Below are 19555 nucleotides of genomic sequence, written 5' to 3'. Positions count from 1 at the left end.
GCGCCGCGATTAGAAGCTCGTACCGCCGCCGAACTTGAACTGCTGCACGATATCGTGCGGCCCCTTGGTCAGCGGGATCGCATAGTCGAAGCGCAGCGGTCCGAACGGCGACTGCCAGATCAAGCCCACACCAACGGACGAGCGTACGACGTTCTGCGGATCATACTGCAATCCCAAACAGGTGCCGGCAGAGGCTGGAAAGTTCGGGCCGTTATTGACCGGACGGATACAGCCGGGGGTGTTGACTTCACCCGTCAACGCCCAATCTGTCGGTCCCTTGTAATCGCCGAGCCAGCCGGCATCCGCGTAGACCGCACCCTTCATGCCAATTTCCTTTGGCAGGAACCAGAACGGCATCTGGAACTCGAGCGAAGCGCCCCAGTACTGGGTGCCACCGAGGGCGTCCTGCGTACCGAACGGATTGAGATCGCGCGGACCGATGCCGTTCGGCGCGAAACCGCGCACCAGGTTCGGACCCATCTGGAACTGATCGAGCATCCGGATCTGGTTGTTGCCGATCTGGGTCATCAAGCCGCCCTGCAAGTGAACGATGCCAACGATGTCGGCCACCAGGGGCGTGTAGTACTTCATGTCGGCAGCCGACTTCAGATAGGTCACGTCGCCGCCCACGCCGGCAAAATCCTGCCGCCAGTCGATCACGAGACCGTCGGTCGGATTCCTGTTGTTGTCGAGCGTGTTGTAAGTGAGCGAATAGCCGACCGCCGAGGTCAGGGTTGCACCCTGTGCAAGCTCCTTGCGCACCGGCAGCGAAGCTTCGCCGTCGCCGTAACAGAACAGGCCGGTTCCGGTGGGATCTACGCCGCCGAGAATATTTTGAATCGCGAGCTGACCGGCCGCCGTATTGGCGAACGCCGGCGACGGATTGAAAGGCAGCCCGTTATTGGTCAGGTTGTTACAGTTATCCAAGTAGCTCGGCAGCGAGATTTGCTGCTGATAGATCGAATATCGCAGCTGCAAGCTCAGATCTTCACGCAGTTGCAGGCCGACCCTCGGGCTGAAGCCGATCGTCGTTGTCGAATAAGCGATATAGGGACTGGACAGCTGCTGTCGGTAGTAGGCGTCAAGACCGAGCGCCACGCGATAATCGAGCAAGTAAGGCTCGACGAAGGAGAACGAAACGCCGCGCGCATACTGACCATAGGTCACGGCCACCTTGCCCATCAGGCCGCGGCCAAGCAGGTTGCGTTCGGAAACGCTGACTTCGGCGAGCGGACCGTCAGTGGTCGAATAGCCGCCCGAGACCGAGAAGTCGCCGGTCGATTTTTCTTCCAGATCAACGTTGAGAATCACGCGGTCGCTCGACGAGCCCGGCTCGTTGGTGATCTTGACCGACTTGAAGAAGTCGAGATTCTTCAGGCGCCGTTCCGCGCGGTCGACGAGGGCGCGGTTGTAGGCGTCGCCTTCGGCGATGTCGAATTCGCGGCGAATGACGTAGTCGCGCGTCCGCGTATTGCCGCGCACGTTGATCCGCTCGATGTAGGTGCGCGGGCCTTCGTCGATGCCGAAGACGATCGAGACCGTGTGCGATTCGAAATTGCGATCTCCGCGAGGCTTGACGACAGCGAACGCAAATCCGCGCCGCGAGGCTTCGATCTGCATTTCCTCGACCGACTTCTCCAGTGCCTCGGCATTATAGAGCGAGCCGACGCTCACGCGCGAGAATCGGGCGAGCGCATTACCGTCGAGCCCCGCAATGCTGGACTGATAGGTAACGGACCCGACGCGATATTGCTGGCCTTCTTCGATCTTGAAGGTGACCAAGAAACCTTTCTTGTCCGGATCATACTCCGTCAGCGCGGCCACCACCTGCACGTCGGCGAAACCGTGCTTGAGGTAGTAGCGTCGAATCAGATCGCGGTCGGCTTCGATACGGTCCGGATCATAGACGTCGCTGCCGCCGAGGAAGCTCAGAAGATTCGATTCGCGCGTTTTGATAACGTCCTTCAGACGATACGATGAGTAGGTCGTATTGCCGATGAATTCGATCGAGTTGATTCCGGTCTTCTTGCCTTCGTTGACCGTGAAAATCAGGTCGACGCGGTTGTTGGGCTGTTCAATGATCTCGGGAACGACGGAAACGTCGTAGCGACCCGCGTGGCGATAAATGTCCGCGATTCGCTGCGCATCGGCCTGGACCATCGGACGCGAGAACGTTCCACGCGGCTTGGATTGGACTTCCGACGAGAGCTGCTCGTCCTTGACCTTCTTGTTGCCTTCGAAAACCACGCGGCCGATGACCGGGTTTTCGACGACCGTCACGATGACGCGGCCGCCCGCCTGATTGATTCTGACATCCTGGAACAAGCCGGTCTCGATCAGGCCCTTCAGGCCGTCGTCGATACGTCCCTGATCCAGCTTCCCGCCCGGACCGGGCTTGAAATAGGAACGGATGGTGGAGGCCTCGACACGACGATTCCCCTCGACCTGGATCGAATCCACGCTCTGCGCCAAAGCCGGCGAGGACACGAGCCCAACCGCCAGGGTGGCGGCAACCGGCGTCAACATGACCAGGGCGGCCAGCAAGCCTCCCCGTACCCCCATTCCAACCTTCATGCGCCGAGCGCCCTTACAATCCTGTTGCCGGTCCATACCCCACGAACCGACAAATCACCTTTTGCCGACCCGCTTGTAGCTAATTTTGCCAAGCCGGCAAACCTTATGTGACCGCGCGATTTCATTTTCATTCCAAGACGTTGCCTATCGGCCACGTCATAAAAAAGCCGCTTCACGATGCGGCGAGGTGCAGGATGTCGTTGTAGGTCACGAACACCATCAACATCAGCACCAACCCGAGCCCAATCCGCGCACCCATTTCCTGGGCTCTTGGCGACAATGGACGGCCCCGCACGGCCTCCACCGAATAGAACAAAAGATGACCGCCATCGAGCAGCGGCACCGGGAATAGATTCAGGAGGCCAATCGACACTGAAAGCGCCGCGCATAGCTGCAAAAGGAACTGGAAGCCGAGGCTTGCGGCCTGGCCCGAGAGCTGCGCAATGCGCAGCGGGCCGCCGAGATCGCCGGTACTGCCAGCCCCGACAAACAGCGAGCCGACGAATTTGAAGGTGCCGTCGATGATAAACCAGACCTGCTCGACGCCGATCTTGAGCGATTCCACGTAACCCACCGGCGTCGTTTTCGGATCGCTCGGCTGCGCGTTGTATTGAATGCCAAGCACACCGATCTTGTGGCTGTTGCCGAAGATATCTTTCACTTCCTTGAGCGCCGGTGTCGCGGACAGCGTCACTGCTGCGCCGTCGCGCTTCACCAGAAATGTCAGCTTCGAACCGGCATTGGTCGAAACGATTCGCTGCATATCGGCGAAGCTTTCGATCGCGGTCCCGTCGATCGCGGTCACGACGTCGCCGACTTTAAATCCCGCAGATGCGGCGACACTGTCCGGCTGAATCAGATCCACGCGCGGAATCGAACTTGGCTTGCCGAAATAAAGCGACATGCCGGCAAAGATCAGAATCGCGAGCAGGAAGTTCGCGATCGGACCGGCGGCAACGATTGCCGCCCGCGGACCGACCTTCTTGTGATGAAAGCTGCCCGCCTGCTCCTCCGCGCTCATGTTTCCGAGCTTTTCCAGGTCCGGGGTCGAGGCCTCGCTGTCGTCGCCGAAGAACTTGACGTAGCCGCCAAGTGGCACGGCCGAAATCCGCCAGCGCGTGCCGTGGCGGTCGTTAAAGCCGGCCAATTCGGGGCCAAATCCGAGCGAAAACGTTAACACCTTCACGCCCGCCCAGCGGGCGATCAGGAAATGACCGAGTTCATGGAAGAAAACGACAATCGTCAGCACAAACAGGAAGGGAACAATGTATCCGATCAGGCCATGACCTAACACATTGAAACTATGCTGAAAAAACTCCGACATGCGATTCCCCTCACCTGGAGCCAAAAGGCTCCACCCCATCCTCTAGGATGCCTTTAAGGCAATTTGAGGCAATAGGGTGACCGCCTTATTTCGCGCGTTATGGTCAACACTTATTGCATCGTCCGCCGAGGTCAGCGGGGCCAGATTCCCGCTGCGAATCCAAGCCTCCAGCGTCGCCTCGACCAGGCGTGCAATGGCGCCAAAGCGGATCTTTCCCGCAATGAACGCGGCGACCGCGACTTCGTTCGCCGCGTTGTAGACGGTGGTGGCGCCACGGCCGGTCCGCAGCGCCTCATAGGCCAGTTTCAGACCCGGGAACCGCGAGAAATCGGGGGCCTCAAAGGTCAGTTGCCCGATCTTGGCGAGATCGAGTTTGGCTGCCGGCCCAACGATACGGTCGGGCCATCCCAGGCAATGCGCAATCGGCGTGCGCATATCGGGAGCGCCGAGTTGCGCAACCACCGAACGGTCGGAGAATTCCACCATCCCATGGATGATCGATTGCGGATGGACCAGCACATCGATCTCGTCGGCCGTCAGTCCAAACAGACAGGCGGCCTCGATCACCTCGAGGCCCTTGTTCATCATCGAGGCCGAGTCGATCGTGATCTTCTGGCCCATGCTCCAATTCGGATGCTTGAGTGCCTGAGCCAGCGTCGCCTGCTCGATTTCAGCCGCGGCCCAGGTCCGGAACGGACCGCCGGAAGCCGTGATGATGACGCGCACGAGTTCTTCGCGATTGCCCGAACTCAAGGCCTGAAACAGCGCGTTGTGTTCGGAATCGGCCGGCAAGATGCAGGCGCCGGCTTTGCTCGCGCGCTCCATGAAGAAATCGCCGGCACAAACCAGACATTCCTTGTTGGCGAGCGCAACTGTCGCGCCGCGATCGACCGCCGCGAGCGCGGGCTTCAAGCCCGCAGCGCCGCTCACGGCGGCCATTACCCAATCCGCCGGACGCGCCGCCGCTTCGACCACGGCGCTTTCGCCGGCGCCGCATTCGGTGCCCGTGCCGGCGAGCGCTTCCTTCAACTCGTTCAGCCGCGCAGGATCAGCGACGGCGACGTAGCGCGCACCGAACTCTCTTGCGAGTTTGGCAAGTCCCTCGACATTGGTGTGGGCGGTCAACGCCTCGACGCGATAGCGGTCCTTCGCGGCCCGCAACAGGTCCATCGTGCTGTCACCGATCGACCCGGTCGCACCCAGTACGGTGACCGAACGAACGGTGGGGGCCGTTTTGTTGTTACGCAAGGGAACAGCGCTCATAAGCTCACCAAACCATAAGAGCGTGGCCGACGCCATCGGCGCCGCCGCGCAGGAAGCCGAAAAGTGCGGCCAGGACGATTGCCGCCACAAAGCCGTCCAGGCGGTCCATCAAGCCGCCATGTCCGGGAATGACGTGGCTGGAATCCTTGACGCCAAACCGGCGTTTGACCGCGGATTCAAAGAGATCGCCGAGTTGCGCGGCAACCGACAGCGCCGCCGCGAGTAGCAGCAGCGGGACAGCTTTTCCGATACCGAGCGCAGCAAATGCGGCCGCTACCACCAGGCTCGCGGCAAATCCCCCGACCGCGCCCGCCCAGGTCTTTTTCGGGCTGACCTGGGGCCACAGTTTCGCGCCGCCGATCAGGCGTCCCGCAAAGTACCCGCCGATATCGGTCGCCCAGACCACAAGCAACACAAGCATCAGCGCCGCGAAACCGGAAGCCGGATCACGCCGCACCATGCTGGAGGCAACCGAAGCCGCGAGCGCGTAGCCCATTCCAAGCACTGCCCAGCCGCGCCGCTCGGTGGAAAAGATCGCGGCCACAGCCACGCCCAGCAGGACCACGGCGGCGAGACTGGCGATATCGAAGTGCGTGGCTTCGACCCATCCGGCGCCGACGAGAACGAGCGTACCTAGCAACAGCAGCAGCAGTGTGCGCGCGGCGATGACGGTGAGCCACTCGGCATAAAGCCCGATCGCGGCGAGTGTCACGAGCCCGGTCCAAAACCATCCGCCGGCATAAGCCGTGGCGATGGCCAGCGGGGCCATCACCAGCGAGGCAACGATCCGCAGCAGAAGATTGTGCCCCTCCTGCCCGCTCGTCCCGATCGATGCGCGGCCTTCGCTCACGATCCGGTTTTCACTGCCAACCCGCCGAACCGCCGCTCGCGCCTGGCGTATTCCGCAATAGCGCCCTCGAGCGCCGCCTTGTCGAAATCGGGCCAGTGAACCGGCACGAAGACCAGTTCGCTATAGGCCGCCTGCCACATCAGGAAGTTCGACAGCCGCTGTTCGCCGCTGGTGCGGATAATCAGATCGGGATCGGGGATTTCCGGCGCGTCGAGGTAGCGACCGAGCGCGTCGGCATCGATCGAGGACGGGTCGCGCTTGCCTTCGGCGACTTCCACCGCCAGGCGTTGCGCCGCGCGCGCGATTTCCTGCCGCGAGCCGTAGTTGAAGGCAACGACCAGATGCAGACGATCATTGCCGCGCGTCAGATCTTCAGCTTCCTTGAGAAGCGCACAGATGTCCGGCTCCAGCCCCTCGCGCTCACCGATCACGCGAACGCGGACGCCGTCGCGATGAAGAATGGCTAAGTCGTTGCGAATGAAGCGCCTCAGCAGGCCGAACAGATCGCCGATTTCGGATGCCGGCCTCGACCAGTTTTCGGAGCTGAAGGAAAAGATCGTCAGATAGCGAATACCCAGTTCGCCGGCCGCCCGGACCACATTGCGCAGCGTCTCTACCCCGCGGCGGTGACCTTCGGCGCGTGGAAGGCCGCGGGCCGCGGCCCAACGTCCGTTCCCGTCCATGATGATCGCCACATGCAAGGGCGCGCCCGCTCGATCCGGTCTTTCAGTCGCAGGCGCTGCGGCATTCGACATCAATCAATCCCTTTAGGGCACGATCTCTAAACCATTGGTGCGGGGGATCGTGCCCCAACAAAAGACTAAACGGTTAGGATTTCCTTTTCCTTCGCCGCCAGCAGCTGGTCGATTTCCGAAATGGTACCGTCGGTCGCCTTCTGCACGTCGTTGGCAAGGCGTTCCTGATCGTCTTCGGAAATCTCGTGGTTCTTTTCGAGCTTCTTGAGCATGTCGAGACCGTCGCGCCGGACATGGCGGACGGCGACGCGGGCGGTCTCGGCGTATTTATGCGCGACCTTGACCAGCTCCTTGCGGCGGTCCTGATTGAGTTCGGGAATCCGCAAGCGAAGCACCTGCCCTTCCGTGGCAGGACTCAAGCCGAGGTTGGAATCGATGATGGCCTTCTCGACCGCTTTGACCATCGACTTGTCCCACACCTGCACCGACAGCATCCGCGGTTCCGGAACGCTGATGGTCGCGAGCTGATTGAGCGGCATATGCGAGCCGTAGGCGTCGACCTGGACCGGCTCCAACATCGAGGCTGCAGCCCGACCGGTCCGTAGACCGCCGAGTTCGTGCTTGAGGGATTGCGTCGCGCCCTGCATGCGGCGCTTCAATTCGTTGATGTCGAAATTACCCGTGGACATGACGCTATTTCCTCCTGAATTCGGCCGGCGCGGCGCCGCAGTTTGGCGCCCATGAAGCGCTAGCCGGCAACGATCGTGCCGCGACCGGTGCCGCTCAGAATGGCGCCGATCGAGCCCGGCTCGGCGATCGAAAACACGATGATAGGCAGCGATGTCTCGCGGGCAAGCGCAAATGCGGTCGCGTCCATCACCTTGTAGCCGCCTCCGATGGCTTCGGAATGGGTCAGGCGATCAAATCGCTTGGCGGAGGGGTCTTTTTTCGGATCGGCGCTGTAGACGCCGTCGACATTGGTGGCTTTGAGCACCGCTTGGGCCCCGATTTCGGCCGCCCGCAGCACCGCGGTGGTATCGGTGGTGAAGAAGGGATTGCCGGTTCCGCCGCCGAGCAGCACGATCCGTCCCTCGGCCAGATATTTGTGCGCCGCACTTCGGGTGAAAAGCTCGGAAATCTGCGGCATCACGTGGGCCGTCAGGGTCCGAGCCGGCGTTCCCTTGCGCTCGATCGCGGCCTCAAGCGCCAGACAGTTCATGACTGTCGCCAGCATGCCCATGGTGTCGCCGGTCGGCCGGGACATGCCGCGTGCCGAGACGTCGACGCCGCGAACCAGGTTGCCGCCGCCGATAACGACGGCGATCTCTACTCCCAATTCCTTCGCGGCAATCAGGTCGCCGGCAACCCGGTCGATTGTCGCTTGATCGAAGCCCGAAACGTTCGGACCGGCGAAATACTCGCCGGACAGCTTGATGACCACGCGACGATAGACCGGCCCCGTCATTTGCTATCCGCTTTCGTTGGACCGGAAAGGCCTAGACGACGACAGTAACGGCGTCTCAAGGCTTCTTCTGGCCGCTTGCAGCCGCGACTTCGGCGGCGAAATCGCTTTCCTGCTTCTCGATTCCCTCGCCGAGAGCATAGCGCAAAAATCCGGCGATCTTGATCGGTCCGCCGACCTTACCCTCAGCTTCCTTGATCGCCTGCGCAACGGATTTGCCGCTGTCGTGGATGAAGGCCTGCTCCAGCAGGCAGACTTCCTTGTAGTAGGTCTTCAGGCCTGACTCGACGATCTTCTCGATCACGTTCTCCGGCTTGCCCTGCTGGCGATATTTGTCGGCAAGCACGTCCTTTTCGCGCTTGACGGTGGCCGGATCGAGACCGGCGGGATCGATCGCGAGGGGGTTGCTGGCTGCGACATGCATCGCGAGCTGCTTGCCGAGCGCCGCGAGCTCATCGGCCTTGCCGGACGAGTCCAGCGCGACGATCACGCCCATCTTGCCGGCACCTTCAATCACCGCGTTGTGTACGTAGTTCGACACCACGCCCTGGCCGACTTCGAGCGCAGCGGCACGGCGCAGCGTCATGTTTTCGCCGATGGTGGCGATCGCATCGGCAATCGCCTGCTCGACCGTCACGCCGCCAACCTTGGCAGCCTTGATCTTGTCGAGATCTGCTCCGACGTCGAGCGCGACCTGCGCGATCATCTTCACCAGGCCCTGGAAGTGTTCGTTGCGTGCGACGAAATCGGTCTCGGAGTTGATCTCGACAACGACGCCCTTGGGGCCCTTGGTCAAGGCGGCAACCAGACCCTCCGCAGCGACGCGGCCTGCCTTCTTCGCAGCCTTCGACAGGCCCTTCTTGCGCAGCCAGTCGACCGCGGCTTCCATGTTGCCGCCGTTCTCGGTCAGTGCCGCCTTGCAATCCATCATGCCCGCGCCGGTGGATTCGCGCAGGTCCTTGACCATCGCTGCCGTGATTGTCGTCATTGTTGCAGTCCTCTGCCTGTCATGGAGCCCACGGCGTTCCCTTGCGGCCCGCAGCTCACCCCGCCAGCAATGTCTTCAAATGGGGGTCGCCGGCCGGATATCCCGGCCGGCAGCCAATCATTCCGCTTCCGCGGTCAGGGCCTTGGCCTGGGCAACCCAGGCGTCGGCGCGCGCCGGCAGACCGACTTCTTCGCCGATCTTGTGGGCGGTGTCGTGATCGAGCTCGGCGAGCTGCCAGTAGTGGAAGATGCCGAGGTCGTTGAGCTTCTTCTCGATGGTGCCGGAGACGCCGGTGAGCTTCTTGAGGTTGTCCGGCGCACCGCGCGGGCCCGCCAGGCCCTGGAAGCCGGCTGCCTGCGGCGCGGCCGCGACTTCCTCGCGGGCCGGATGAGCCGAAGCGCCGATGTCGATTCCGGATTCGCCCTGCGCGCGGGAAATGCCATCGATCGCAGCACGCGCGACCAGATCGCAATAGAGCGAGATCGCACGACCGGCGTCGTCATTGCCGGGCACGACGTAGGTAATACCCTTCGGATCGGAGTTGGTGTCGACGATCGCAGCCACCGGAATGTTCAAGCGCTGCGCTTCCTGGATCGCGATGTCTTCCTTGTTGGTGTCGATCACGAAGATCATGTCCGGCAGGCCGCCCATGTCCTTGATGCCGCCGAGCGAGCGGTCGAGCTTGTCGCGCTCGCGCTGCAGCGTCAGCCGCTCTTTCTTCGTGTAGGAATTGGCTTCGCCCGAGGACAGCACGTCGTCGAGATGCCGCAGCCGCTTGATCGAGGCCGAAATCGTCTTCCAGTTGGTCAGCGTGCCGCCGAGCCAGCGCGAATTGACGAAGTACTGCGCCGAGCGCTTGGCAGCCTCGGCAACACCGTCCTGAGCCTGCCGCTTCGTGCCGACAAACAGGATACGGCCGCCCTTGGCGACGGTATCGCTCACCGCCTGCAGCGCGCGATGCAGCATCGGCACGGTCTGGGCGAGATCGATGATGTGGATGTTGTTGCGCGCACCGAAGATGTAGTCGGACATTTTCGGATTCCAGCGGTGCGACTGGTGGCCGAAGTGGACGCCAGCCTCAAGCAGCTGACGCATAGAAAAATCGGGTAGTGCCATGGTCTGAGTTCTCCGGTTGGTTCCTCCGGAAACGTGTGAGCAAACGGGACCTAATGGCCCGGTTGCCACCGGACGGCCTTGTGAGCCATGTTTCCGTGTGAGATGGCGCGGTATATAGCCGGATTTTCGCGAGAAGCAAGGAAATAAGGCCGGTTTCGCGGGCATTTTGGCCCGAAACAGGCCCTTTTTCGCCCGCTCACGCCACCATATCGACCTTGCCGTCCTTCAGACGGTAAATCCCGCCGACCACCCTAAGCTTGTTCTGCTCGGCCGCGGCGCTGAGGATGGGGGTAGCGGCTTTCAGCTTGCCGACGTTGTCGACCACGTTCTGACGGATCGCGTTGTCGAGCGCTTTCCCCGCCTGCCCGGCGACCGCCTTAACTGAAGGCGCAAGTCCCGAGACCAGTGAGGGCATGTGGCCCGGCAGCGGCTTGTCATCCTTCAGCGATTTGATGGTGGCATCCACGGCGCCGCAGGCGTCGTGACCGAGCACCAGAATCAACGGCGTGCCGAGCACGGCAACGGCATATTCGAGGCTCGCCACGGTTTCCTCGGTGGCGAAATTGCCGGCGACGCGGCAGACGAAGAGATCGCCCCGTCCGCTGTCGAAGGCGTATTCAGGGGCGATGCGCGAATCCGCGCAGCTCAGGATCGCGGCATAGGGATTCTGGCCGCCGACCAGTGCTTCGCGTTCATGCTTGAAATCGTGCCGGCGCGCGATGCCCCCGACATAGCGCTGATTTCCGTCCATGAGACGCTTCAACGATCCATCCGGCGACAGCACGTTTTCAGGCTTTGGCGGCGGCTTGTTTTCCTTGCCTTCGGCAATGCTCGCCCAGACCAGGCCCGCTGCAGCAGCACCGAGCAGCATACTTCGTCGCGTCGGCCTGGAAGCTTGGTGGAAATCTTTCCGGCACATCCCGCACATCGATACGCTCCGTTGTTTGCCTTCCCTCCCGGACGCCGAAATGATTCAGTTTAATTCAAAGCGTCTCCACCATCTCGACACCCGCGACCGCCTTTATAGCACCGGCGATCTGCGGCGACACCTGAAAGCGTCCCTCCAGCTTGAACTCAACCTCCGTCTGCATATCGAGCCGCAGCACCAGCGCGACATCGCCGCTGCCCGCCTGGCCAGCCGGCGGCGACAGCCGTCGTGCAATCGACTCCAGTGGCTTGGTATCGCGTAGGAAGATGCGCAACCCTTTCTGCGTCTTGGCGGCGGCATCGTCGAGAGCTTCGGCGTGCAGCACACGCGCGCGCACATCCTCACCCTGCAACTCGGCGCCGAGCTGCAGCAACACTGCCGCGCCCGGCTCCAGAATCTCGCGGTACTGCGCAAGGCCTTCCGAGAACAGCACCGCCTCGAAATGCCCGGTCGGGTCCGACAGGCCGATGATGCCCATCTTGTTGCCGGTCTTGGTGCGTCGTTCCATGCGCGAGACCACCGTCGCCGCAACCTTGCCGGCGGTCGCGCCGGTTTTGACGGCGCGCGAGAACTCGGCCCAGGACTGCACACGCAGCCGCTTCAGAACGGTCGTATAGTCATCGAGCGGATGGCCCGACAGGAAGAAGCCGATCGCATCATATTCCCGCCGCAGCCGTTCGGCCGGCAGCCATGGCTCGAACCGCGGCAAGATGATGGTCGGCGCATCCGCCGCGCCGCCGAACATGTCGTTCTGCCCTGAGGTCGCCGCTTCATGGCTGCGCTGGCAGGCGGCCAGGATCGCATCCGCGCCACCGAACACCCGCGCCCGGTTCGGCTCGAGCGAATCGAAGGCGCCGGCGGCGGCAAGACTCTCGATGATGCGCTTGTTGATGGCGCGCGGATTGACGCGCGAGGCAAAATCGGCAAGCGAGGTGAACTGTCCGCTGCGGCGGGTATCGATGATCAATTCAACCGCCTGCTGACCGACGCCCTTCAGCGCCGCGAGCGCATAATAGATCGTATTATCGCCGACTTCGAAAACCGCACCGGAACGGTTGATGTTGGGCGCCTCGACCTTGATGCCGAGCCGCTGCGCCTCGGCACGAAATTCCGACAGTTTGTCGGTGTTGTTCAATTCCAGCGTCATCGACGCGGCGAGAAATTCGACCGGATAATGCGCCTTCATGTAGGCGGTGTGATAGGACACCAGCGCGTAGGCCGCGGCGTGGCTCTTGTTGAAGCCGTAGTCGGCGAATTTCGCCAGCAGTTCGAAGATGGTCTCCGCCTGGCCCTTCGGAACGTTGTTCTTGACGGCGCCGGCAACGAAGATCGCACGCTGCTTTTCCATCTCGGCGCGGATCTTCTTGCCCATCGCACGGCGCAGCAGATCGGCGTCGCCAAGCGAATAGCCGGCCATCACCTGCGCGATCTGCATCACCTGTTCCTGGTAGATGATGACGCCGAAGGTCTCTTTAAGGATCGGCTCGAGCAACGGATGCAGATATTCCGGCTCCTCGTCGCCGTGCTTGCGCGCGCAATAGGTTGGAATGTTCGCCATCGGACCGGGCCGATACAGCGCCACCAGTGCGATGATGTCTTCGAAGCGGTCGGGCCGCATGTCGACCAGCGCCCGCCGCATGCCCTGACTTTCCACCTGAAACACGCCGACCACGTCGCCCCGCGCCAGCATCTGGTAACTGGCGGCGTCATCGAGCGGCAGCGTTGCCAGATCGACCTCTACCCCGCGCTGCTTGAGCAGCTTGACCGCGACATCGAGCACGGTGAGCGTCTTGAGGCCCAGAAAGTCGAATTTGACGAGTCCTGCGGGCTCGACCCATTTCATGTTGAACTGGGTCACCGGCATGTCGGACTTCGGATCGCGGTAGAGCGGCACGATTTCGCTGAGCGGACGATCCCCGATCACGATGCCGGCGGCATGTGTCGACGCGTGTCGGGTCAACCCCTCCAGCCGCTGCGCGATATCGAACGCGCGCGCCACCACCGGATCTTCATCGCGGAATGCCTGAAGCTTCGGCTCGCCTTCGATCGCGGCAGCCAGAGTGACCGGTGCGGCAGGATTTTGCGGCACCAGCTTGGTGAGCTTGTCGACCTGGCCGTAGGGCATTTGCAGGACGCGGCCCACGTCACGCAGCACGCCGCGCGCCTGCAGCGTTCCGAAGGTGATGATCTGGGCAACCTGATCGCGGCCGTAACGCTGCTGGACGTAATTGATCACCTCGCCACGGCGGTCCTGGCAGAAGTCGATGTCGAAGTCGGGCATCGATACGCGTTCCGGATTGAGGAAGCGCTCGAACAGCAGACCGAAGCGGATCGGATCGAGGTCGGTGATGGTGAGGGCATAGGCGACCAGCGAGCCGGCGCCCGAACCGCGGCCCGGCCCCACGGGAATGCCGTGCGCCTTGGCCCATTTGATGAAGTCGGAAACGATGAGGAAGTATCCCGCATAGTTCATGCGGGTGATGACGTCGAGTTCGAAGGCAAGCCGGGCATGATAGTCCTCTTCCGAACTGCCCTGCGACAGTCCGTGGACCGTAAGCCGGCGCCTGAGGCCCTCCTCGGCCTGGCGGCGCAATTCGGCCGCCTCCTCCTTGGCGGCGTCCTCCGCGTTGGTGCCGGCGCCGACCGTGAAACGCGGCAGGATCGGCTTGCGCGTCTTCGGACGAAACGCGCAGCGCTCGGCGATCTCGACCGTCGAGCTCAACGCCTCCGGAATATCGGCGAACAACACCGCCATCTCGGCTCGGGTCTTGAAACGATGATCCGGCGTCAACTGCTCGCGCTCGGTTTCGGCAATCAGCCGGCCGCCGGCGATGCAGAGCAAGGCGTCGTGGGCTTCGAAGTCATCCGAGGTGGCAAAATAAGGCTCGTTGGTCGCAACCAGCGGCAGCCCCTTGGCGTAGGCAAGATCGATCAGCCCGGTCTCGATCCGCCGCTCCTTGTCAATGCCGTGGCGTTGCAGCTCGACATAGAGCCGGTCACCGAAAATGTTTGCCAGGCGCTCGCAGCGCGAAGCCGCCAGCGTCGCCTGATCGGCGGAAAGCGCCAGCGAGATCGGACCGTCCGGACCGCCTGTGAGCACGATCAGATCGTCGGCATGATAGGCAAGCCAATCGAATTTGACATGCGGGGTCTGGTGGACCGGCGTTTCCAGGAACGCCCGCGAATTGAGATGCATCAGGCTGCGGTAACCGCGTTCGCGCGCCGCGAGCAGCACGATCCGTGACGGCCCAGTGGCCAACGCGTTGCGCGCATTCGGGTCCTGATCGCCGAAATCGACCGCGAGTTCGCAGCCCACGATTGGCTGGATGCCGTACCCGGCCATCTTGTCGGAGAATTCCAGCGCGCCGAACATGTTGTCGGTGTCGGTCAACGCCAAGGCCGGCTGGCGGTCAGCTTTCGCCAATTCGCCGAGCTTTGCGATCTTGATTGACCCCTTCAACAGCGAATAGGCGGAATGGACGTGGAGATGGACGAATCCGGGATTGGAGGACGGCGCCACGGGCTTTGACATGTCGTTTCGGCAATTCACCGCATATGGAGGGAAGAGGAAGCCGCAGCAAGCGACTCGCCGAACCCATGGTGGGGCTTCCGAAAACCCAAGTCCACGCGCTCTGGCCGCCTCGCCTGCCGCTATCAGGCTTTTCCCCAGGGGCCGTTCCCTGACGGGGCGCCAGCTTCAGGCGTGCCGGCGAAAGTGCTCGCCAAGGGCCTGAAGGGCCCGAAATCTCACAATTGCGGAATCAACTGCGCCCAGATCGCGATCATCCCCACGAACAGCCCAATCGATGCCAACGCCGCTGCTTCCTCGACAAACACCCGCAACATGACTTGCCTCCGGTTTGAGAACGTAAAGAGAACATAGTTCCGTTTTTGTTCTCTGGCAAGCGGGGGGGTGCTGGGTCGGATCGGAAATCGGCGAGTTGGTTAATTTGGCCGCGTGCTGCCCGGACCCCGCGCAAACAAAAACCCCGGCAAACCGGGCCGGGGTTTGAGTTTCGGGAGAGAGCTCAGACTTAGTAGCGAGCGACGACCGGTCCGCCGAACTTGTAGTTCACGCGGGCGGTGAAGATATCGACGTCTTCCTTGATGTGGTCGGCGATAAAGCCGGCATTGGAGACGACGTCGTTGTTGCCCATGAACAGGTGATCATACTCGAAGCCGAGCGACCAGCTCGGGGCGAAGGCGTATTCGAAGCCGACGCCGACGGTAGCACCCCAGCGGGTCTCATTGGTGGTATCAAACCCGACGCCCGGCGTGGTCGAGGTAAACTTGTTGTCGGTGACGGCCGCGCCGCCCTTCACGTAGACCAGCGCACGATCCCAGGCGTAGCCGATCTGGCCGGTGAACAGGCCGAACGAATCGATCTTGCTTTCATTGGTCGAGACAAGATCGATCAAGCTGATGTTGCTGCCCTTGAAGTCAGCCCAGTTGCCCTGTGCTTCGAGACCGAAAACCCAGGAGGCCATCTGCCAGCGGTAGCCGATCTGGCCACCGACCGTTCCGCCCGAGGCATGGTGGGAGCCTTCGTCGCCGAAACCATCCAAGTTCCAGTTGATGTCGCTGGTTCCCCAACCGCCGTTGATACCGATGTAGAAGCCGCTCCAGTCGTAAGCGGCCTGCACGATCCCAGGCGCCTTCGTATATGGAGCAGCAGCTCGTGCCGGAAGGTCTGCAGCGAACGCCGGTGCAGCCGCGACTACCGCGATTGCCGTCGCTGCGAGAAGGGAGAGTCTGTTCATATCTGAATCCTGCTTTCGAATCTGTTCTGTATTTTCTCAGTGCCCCGCGAAAACTCCTAGCATGTTCGCCTGAGAAAGCTGTCACCTCCGCGCAACATTCATGGAGAAACGCGTCATTAAAAAAATTTAAGAAACCCCTGCAGAATAAGGAGTTTCTTGAAACATGCGCACACAAAAGTTCCATCGTATATCGGTTCCATGAACGCGATGATCCGAGGCGATTTTATGCTGGCGACATATTCGGAAAAGAACCGCGCTCTCTGAGCAATGCCGGCGCGGCCCGACTTGCTCAAATCGGGCGAATCAAGATGGCCGGGAGTCCGCTTCGAAGGTTTTCTCCGGCTGCACCGTGAGGCGAATCGCGACGTCGGTGGAACCGTCAAAGGTCTCGAGCACCTCATCGCAGAACATGCAACGGTACTCGCCCTTGGTGCCGGGACGGGTCGTCAACTCGATGCGACGATAGCCGGCGTGACAGGTCGGGCACATCAGGTCGGATTTCTTCATGCCGGTGTTATGCCGCGCTTGGACGGTTCTTTCCAGCCTGCGCCGATCACATTTTCTTCGTGCCGCGTTTATATTCGGGCGAGAATTTGCACCCGCACAAATTCCAGCGGAATTGGCTGCACTTAGTCGAGTTCGACAACTTCGCCATTGACCAGCGAGACCCGCCGGTCCATGCGCCCAGCCAATTCCATATTGTGCGTGGCAATCAGCATCGCGACCCGTGTGGCCTTCACGAGTTGCATCAGGGCCTGGAACACGTGGTCGGCCGTGTTCGGGTCGAGATTGCCGGTGGGCTCGTCCGCGAGCAGCGCGCGCGGCGCATTGGCCACCGCTCGCGCGATCGCTACCCGTTGCTGTTCGCCGCCCGACAGTTCCGCCGGCCGATGCTTGATTCGGTCACCCAATCCCAAATAAGCGAGGATCTCGGTCGCACGCTTGACGGTTTCCGATCGTTTCAAGCCGCGGATCATCTGCGGCAGCATCACGTTCTCCAGCGCCGAAAACTCCGGCAACAGGCGGTGCGACTGGTAGACGAATCCGATTTCGGTGCGGCGGATCTGCGTCCTGTCGACGTCCGAGAGGCCAGACGTCGGCGTGCCCCCGACATAAACCTCGCCCTCGTCCGGGCTTTCGAGCAGGCCGGCAATATGCAGCAAGGTCGATTTGCCAGTACCGGACGGCGCCACCAGCGCCACCGATTGGCCCGCCCACAGCGCAAGCTTGGCGCCATTGAGGATGACGAGGGGCGTCTCGCCCTGCATGTACTGCCGCTTGATCTCGTGGAGATAAACGACCGGTACCTCCTCCGTCCCCTCGCTCATCTGATCCTCACTCGTAGCGTAGCGCTTCGACGGGATCGAGGCGGGCAGCCCGCCAGGACGGATAGAGCGTGGCCAGGAAGGACAGCGTCAGCGCCATGATCACGACCGCGGTGGTTTCACCGAAGTCGATCTCGGCCGGCAGTTTTGAGAGGAAGTAAAGCTCGCGCGGAAACAGATCCGTATTGGTGAGCCAGGACAGAAACTGCCGGATCGATTCGATGTTCACGCAGATCAATATCCCGACAAACAGTCCAGTGACGGTGCCGACCACACCGATTGCGGCTCCCGTGATCAGGAATATCCGCATGATCGCGCCTTGCGAGGCGCCCATCGTGCGCAGGATGGCGATGTCGCTGCCCTTGTCCTTCACCAGCATGATCAGACCGGAAATGATGTTCAGCGCCGCGACCAGCACGATCATGGTCAAGATCAGGAACATCACGTTGCGCTCCACCTGAAGCGCATTGAAGAACGTCGAGTTGCGTTGCCGCCAGTCGACCAGAAACACCGGCCGGCCCGCCGCTTCCGTCACCGCCTTGCGGAACGCATCGATGCGGTCCGGGTTGGTCGTGAACACCTCGATCGCCGAGACGTCGTTGTTACGATTGAAGTAGGCCTGGGCCTCGGGCAGCGGCATGAACACGAAGCTCGCATCGTATTCCGACATACCGATCTCGAACACGGCCACGATCTTGTAGGGCTTGATGCGCGGCGTCGTGCCCATCGGGGTCACCGCACCGCGCGGCGCCACCAGCGTGACGTTGTCACCGGCGTGCAGCGACAGCGTGTCGGCGAGCCTGCGGCCGATCGCAACCCCCTGCCCTTCGTCGAATCCTTCGAGCGAACCTTGCTTGATGTTCGAGGCGATCGAGGTGAGATTATTGAGGTCATCGGCGCGAATGCCGCGAACGAAGACGCCTGACGCATTGAACGGCGAGGACGCCAGCGCCTGACCGTCGACGACCGGCGCGGCCAGACGAATGCCCTGCACCTGATTGATCCGGTCAGCGACGTCCTTCCAGTCCGTCAGCGGCGATTCCAGCGGCTGTACCAAAAGATGACCGTTGAGCCCGAGGATCTTGTCGAGCAGTTCCTTGCGGAAGCCGTTCATCACGGCCATCACGATGATCAGCGTGGCGACACCAAGCATGATGCCCAGGAATGAAAACCCCGCGATGACGGAAATGAATCCTTCCTTGCGGCGCGCCCGCAGATAGCGTCCAGACAGCAGCCACTCGAAGGGCGCGAAAGGTGGAGTTTGAACGGGCTCGCTCATGGCTTGGTCCATGTCCGATTTTCACACGATTCGGGCTTATTGTGGCCATGAGGCCACGATTGCCGCCTGCCCCGCGGTGGATAATTAAGTGAGCCGCGCCAGGACGTCCGCCGCGCTCAAGTTCTCGCGCGTGCCGTCGCTGCGGCGCTTGAGTTCGAACTTGCCTTCGGCAAGCCCCTTGGGGCCGACCAGGATTTGCCAGGGAATGCCGATCAGATCGGCGGCGGCGAACTTCGCGCCCGCGCGCTGATCGGTGTCGTCGTAAAGCACCTCGACGCCCTTGGCGGTGAGTTCGCGATAAAGCTGTTCGCAGGCGCCGTCGGTGTCCTCAGAGCCCTGCTTCAAGTTCAGGATCGCAGCCTTGAACGGCGCAACGGCTTCCGGCCATTTGATGCCGGAGTCGTCATGGCAGGCCTCGATGATGGCCCCTAGCAGCCGCGAGACGCCGACGCCGTAGGAACCGCCGTGAATGGCAACTTCCGCGCCGTCAGGACCGGCCACCAAGGCCTTCATCGGCTCGGAATATTTGGTCCCGAAATAGAAGATCTGGCCGACCTCGATGCCGCGGGTGTGAACGCGCTTCTCCGCCGGGACCTCGCGTTCGAAACGCGCCGCGTCATGAACGTCCTCTGTCGCCGCATAGACCGATGTCCACTGCTTGATGATCGGCGTGAGATCGCCGTCGTAGTCGACATTCTCGTCCGGCACCGGCAGATCGAGCACGTCGCGGTCGCAATAGACGCCGGACTCGCCGGTTTCCGCCAGCACGATGAATTCGTGACTGAGATCGCCGCCAATCGGCCCGGTCTCGGCGCGCATCGGGATCGCTTTTAGCCCCATGCGCGCGAAGGTGCGAAGGTAGGCCACGAACATCCGGTTATAGGCGCGGCGCGCGCCGGCCTCGTCGATATCGAAGGAGTAAGCATCCTTCATCAGGAATTCGCGGCCGCGCATCACGCCAAAACGCGGCCGCTGCTCGTCGCGGAATTTC

General features: G+C 61.9%; 16 protein-coding genes. All 16 read right to left on the bottom strand.

Annotated elements, in window-relative coordinates; translation table 11 throughout:
• Window positions 1-9: 9 nt before the first annotated feature.
• On the bottom strand, window positions 10-2574 hold the full coding sequence (gene bamA, locus VFL62_RS10240) for an outer membrane protein assembly factor BamA (RefSeq protein WP_325172258.1): 2565 nt from the start codon (window positions 2572-2574) through the stop codon (window positions 10-12).
• Between the two features lie 172 nt (window positions 2575-2746).
• Window positions 2747-3898 (bottom strand): RIP metalloprotease, encoded by a 1152-nt coding sequence (locus VFL62_RS10235; protein WP_325172257.1) that lies wholly within the window; start codon window positions 3896-3898, stop codon window positions 2747-2749.
• Window positions 3899-3940: 42 nt separating this feature from the next.
• Window positions 3941-5161, bottom strand: a complete 1221-nt coding sequence (gene dxr / locus VFL62_RS10230) for a 1-deoxy-D-xylulose-5-phosphate reductoisomerase (RefSeq protein WP_325172256.1) — start codon at window positions 5159-5161, stop codon at window positions 3941-3943.
• Window positions 5162-5165: 4 nt separating this feature from the next.
• Window positions 5166-6011: a phosphatidate cytidylyltransferase gene (locus VFL62_RS10225; RefSeq protein WP_325172255.1), complete on the bottom strand. Its 846-nt coding sequence runs from the start codon at window positions 6009-6011 to the stop codon at window positions 5166-5168.
• A complete protein-coding gene (locus VFL62_RS10220; RefSeq protein ID WP_325172254.1) occupies window positions 6008-6766 on the bottom strand; it encodes an isoprenyl transferase in 759 nt (252 codons plus the stop codon). Before VFL62_RS10220 ends, VFL62_RS10225 begins: the two co-directional genes overlap by 4 nt.
• Window positions 6767-6831: 65 nt before the next feature.
• Entirely contained in the window at window positions 6832-7395 is a 564-nt protein-coding gene (gene frr / locus VFL62_RS10215) for a ribosome recycling factor (RefSeq protein WP_325172253.1), read from the bottom strand.
• Window positions 7396-7454: 59 nt separating this feature from the next.
• Entirely contained in the window at window positions 7455-8171 is a 717-nt protein-coding gene (pyrH, locus tag VFL62_RS10210; RefSeq protein ID WP_325172252.1) for a UMP kinase, read from the bottom strand.
• Window positions 8172-8226: 55 nt separating this feature from the next.
• Window positions 8227-9156, bottom strand: a complete 930-nt coding sequence (gene tsf / locus VFL62_RS10205; RefSeq protein WP_325172251.1) for a translation elongation factor Ts — start codon at window positions 9154-9156, stop codon at window positions 8227-8229.
• A 117-nt stretch (window positions 9157-9273) separates the two neighbouring features.
• A complete protein-coding gene (locus VFL62_RS10200) occupies window positions 9274-10272 on the bottom strand; it encodes a 30S ribosomal protein S2 (RefSeq protein WP_325172250.1) in 999 nt (332 codons plus the stop codon).
• A 196-nt stretch (window positions 10273-10468) separates the two neighbouring features.
• Window positions 10469-11200, bottom strand: coding sequence for a carbonic anhydrase (locus tag VFL62_RS10195; protein ID WP_414644674.1), 732 nt, complete (start codon window positions 11198-11200; stop codon window positions 10469-10471).
• Between the two features lie 55 nt (window positions 11201-11255).
• Entirely contained in the window at window positions 11256-14732 is a 3477-nt protein-coding gene (dnaE, locus tag VFL62_RS10190; protein ID WP_325172248.1) for a DNA polymerase III subunit alpha, read from the bottom strand.
• Window positions 14733-15234: 502 nt separating this feature from the next.
• A complete protein-coding gene (locus tag VFL62_RS10185) occupies window positions 15235-15960 on the bottom strand; it encodes a porin family protein (RefSeq protein ID WP_325172247.1) in 726 nt (241 codons plus the stop codon).
• A gap of 303 nt (window positions 15961-16263) precedes the next feature.
• Window positions 16264-16467: a hypothetical protein gene (locus VFL62_RS10180; protein ID WP_325172246.1), complete on the bottom strand. Its 204-nt coding sequence runs from the start codon at window positions 16465-16467 to the stop codon at window positions 16264-16266.
• Between the two features lie 122 nt (window positions 16468-16589).
• Window positions 16590-17288 carry an ABC transporter ATP-binding protein gene (locus VFL62_RS10175; RefSeq protein WP_325172245.1) on the bottom strand — a complete coding sequence of 233 codons (699 nt, stop codon included), beginning with the start codon at window positions 17286-17288 and terminating at the stop codon, window positions 16590-16592.
• Between the two features lie 7 nt (window positions 17289-17295).
• Window positions 17296-18576, bottom strand: a complete 1281-nt coding sequence (locus tag VFL62_RS10170) for a lipoprotein-releasing ABC transporter permease subunit (RefSeq protein WP_325172244.1) — start codon at window positions 18574-18576, stop codon at window positions 17296-17298.
• A gap of 72 nt (window positions 18577-18648) precedes the next feature.
• Window positions 18649-19555: proline--tRNA ligase (locus VFL62_RS10165; RefSeq protein WP_325172243.1), on the bottom strand; the 907-nt coding region annotated here is incomplete at its 5' end.

It is taken from the genome of Bradyrhizobium sp. (genome assembly GCF_035701725.1).
GTDB lineage: Bacteria > Pseudomonadota > Alphaproteobacteria > Rhizobiales > Xanthobacteraceae > Bradyrhizobium.
This window is presented reverse-complemented; position numbering and strand designations above follow the sequence as displayed.

Bases quoted from the DNA above. Each gene is read 5' to 3' on its own strand.
- tsf (WP_325172251.1), bottom strand. From the start codon at position 9,156: ATGACGACAATCACGGCAGCGATGGTCAAGGACCTGCGCGAATCCACC.
- pyrH (WP_325172252.1), bottom strand. From the start codon at position 8,171: ATGACGGGGCCGGTCTATCGTCGCGTGGTCATCAAGCTGTCCGGCGAG.
- VFL62_RS10220 (WP_325172254.1), bottom strand. From the start codon at position 6,766: ATGTCGAATGCCGCAGCGCCTGCGACTGAAAGACCGGATCGAGCGGGC.
- dxr (WP_325172256.1), bottom strand. From the start codon at position 5,161: ATGAGCGCTGTTCCCTTGCGTAACAACAAAACGGCCCCCACCGTTCGT.
- VFL62_RS10185 (WP_325172247.1), bottom strand. From the start codon at position 15,960: ATGAACAGACTCTCCCTTCTCGCAGCGACGGCAATCGCGGTAGTCGCG.
- VFL62_RS10170 (WP_325172244.1), bottom strand. From the start codon at position 18,576: ATGGACCAAGCCATGAGCGAGCCCGTTCAAACTCCACCTTTCGCGCCC.
- VFL62_RS10180 (WP_325172246.1), bottom strand. From the start codon at position 16,467: ATGAAGAAATCCGACCTGATGTGCCCGACCTGTCACGCCGGCTATCGT.
- frr (WP_325172253.1), bottom strand. From the start codon at position 7,395: ATGTCCACGGGTAATTTCGACATCAACGAATTGAAGCGCCGCATGCAG.
- VFL62_RS10235 (WP_325172257.1), bottom strand. From the start codon at position 3,898: ATGTCGGAGTTTTTTCAGCATAGTTTCAATGTGTTAGGTCATGGCCTG.
- dnaE (WP_325172248.1), bottom strand. From the start codon at position 14,732: ATGTCAAAGCCCGTGGCGCCGTCCTCCAATCCCGGATTCGTCCATCTC.
- VFL62_RS10200 (WP_325172250.1), bottom strand. From the start codon at position 10,272: ATGGCACTACCCGATTTTTCTATGCGTCAGCTGCTTGAGGCTGGCGTC.
- bamA (WP_325172258.1), bottom strand. From the start codon at position 2,574: ATGAAGGTTGGAATGGGGGTACGGGGAGGCTTGCTGGCCGCCCTGGTC.
- VFL62_RS10195 (WP_414644674.1), bottom strand. From the start codon at position 11,200: ATGTGCGGGATGTGCCGGAAAGATTTCCACCAAGCTTCCAGGCCGACG.
- VFL62_RS10175 (WP_325172245.1), bottom strand. From the start codon at position 17,288: ATGAGCGAGGGGACGGAGGAGGTACCGGTCGTTTATCTCCACGAGATC.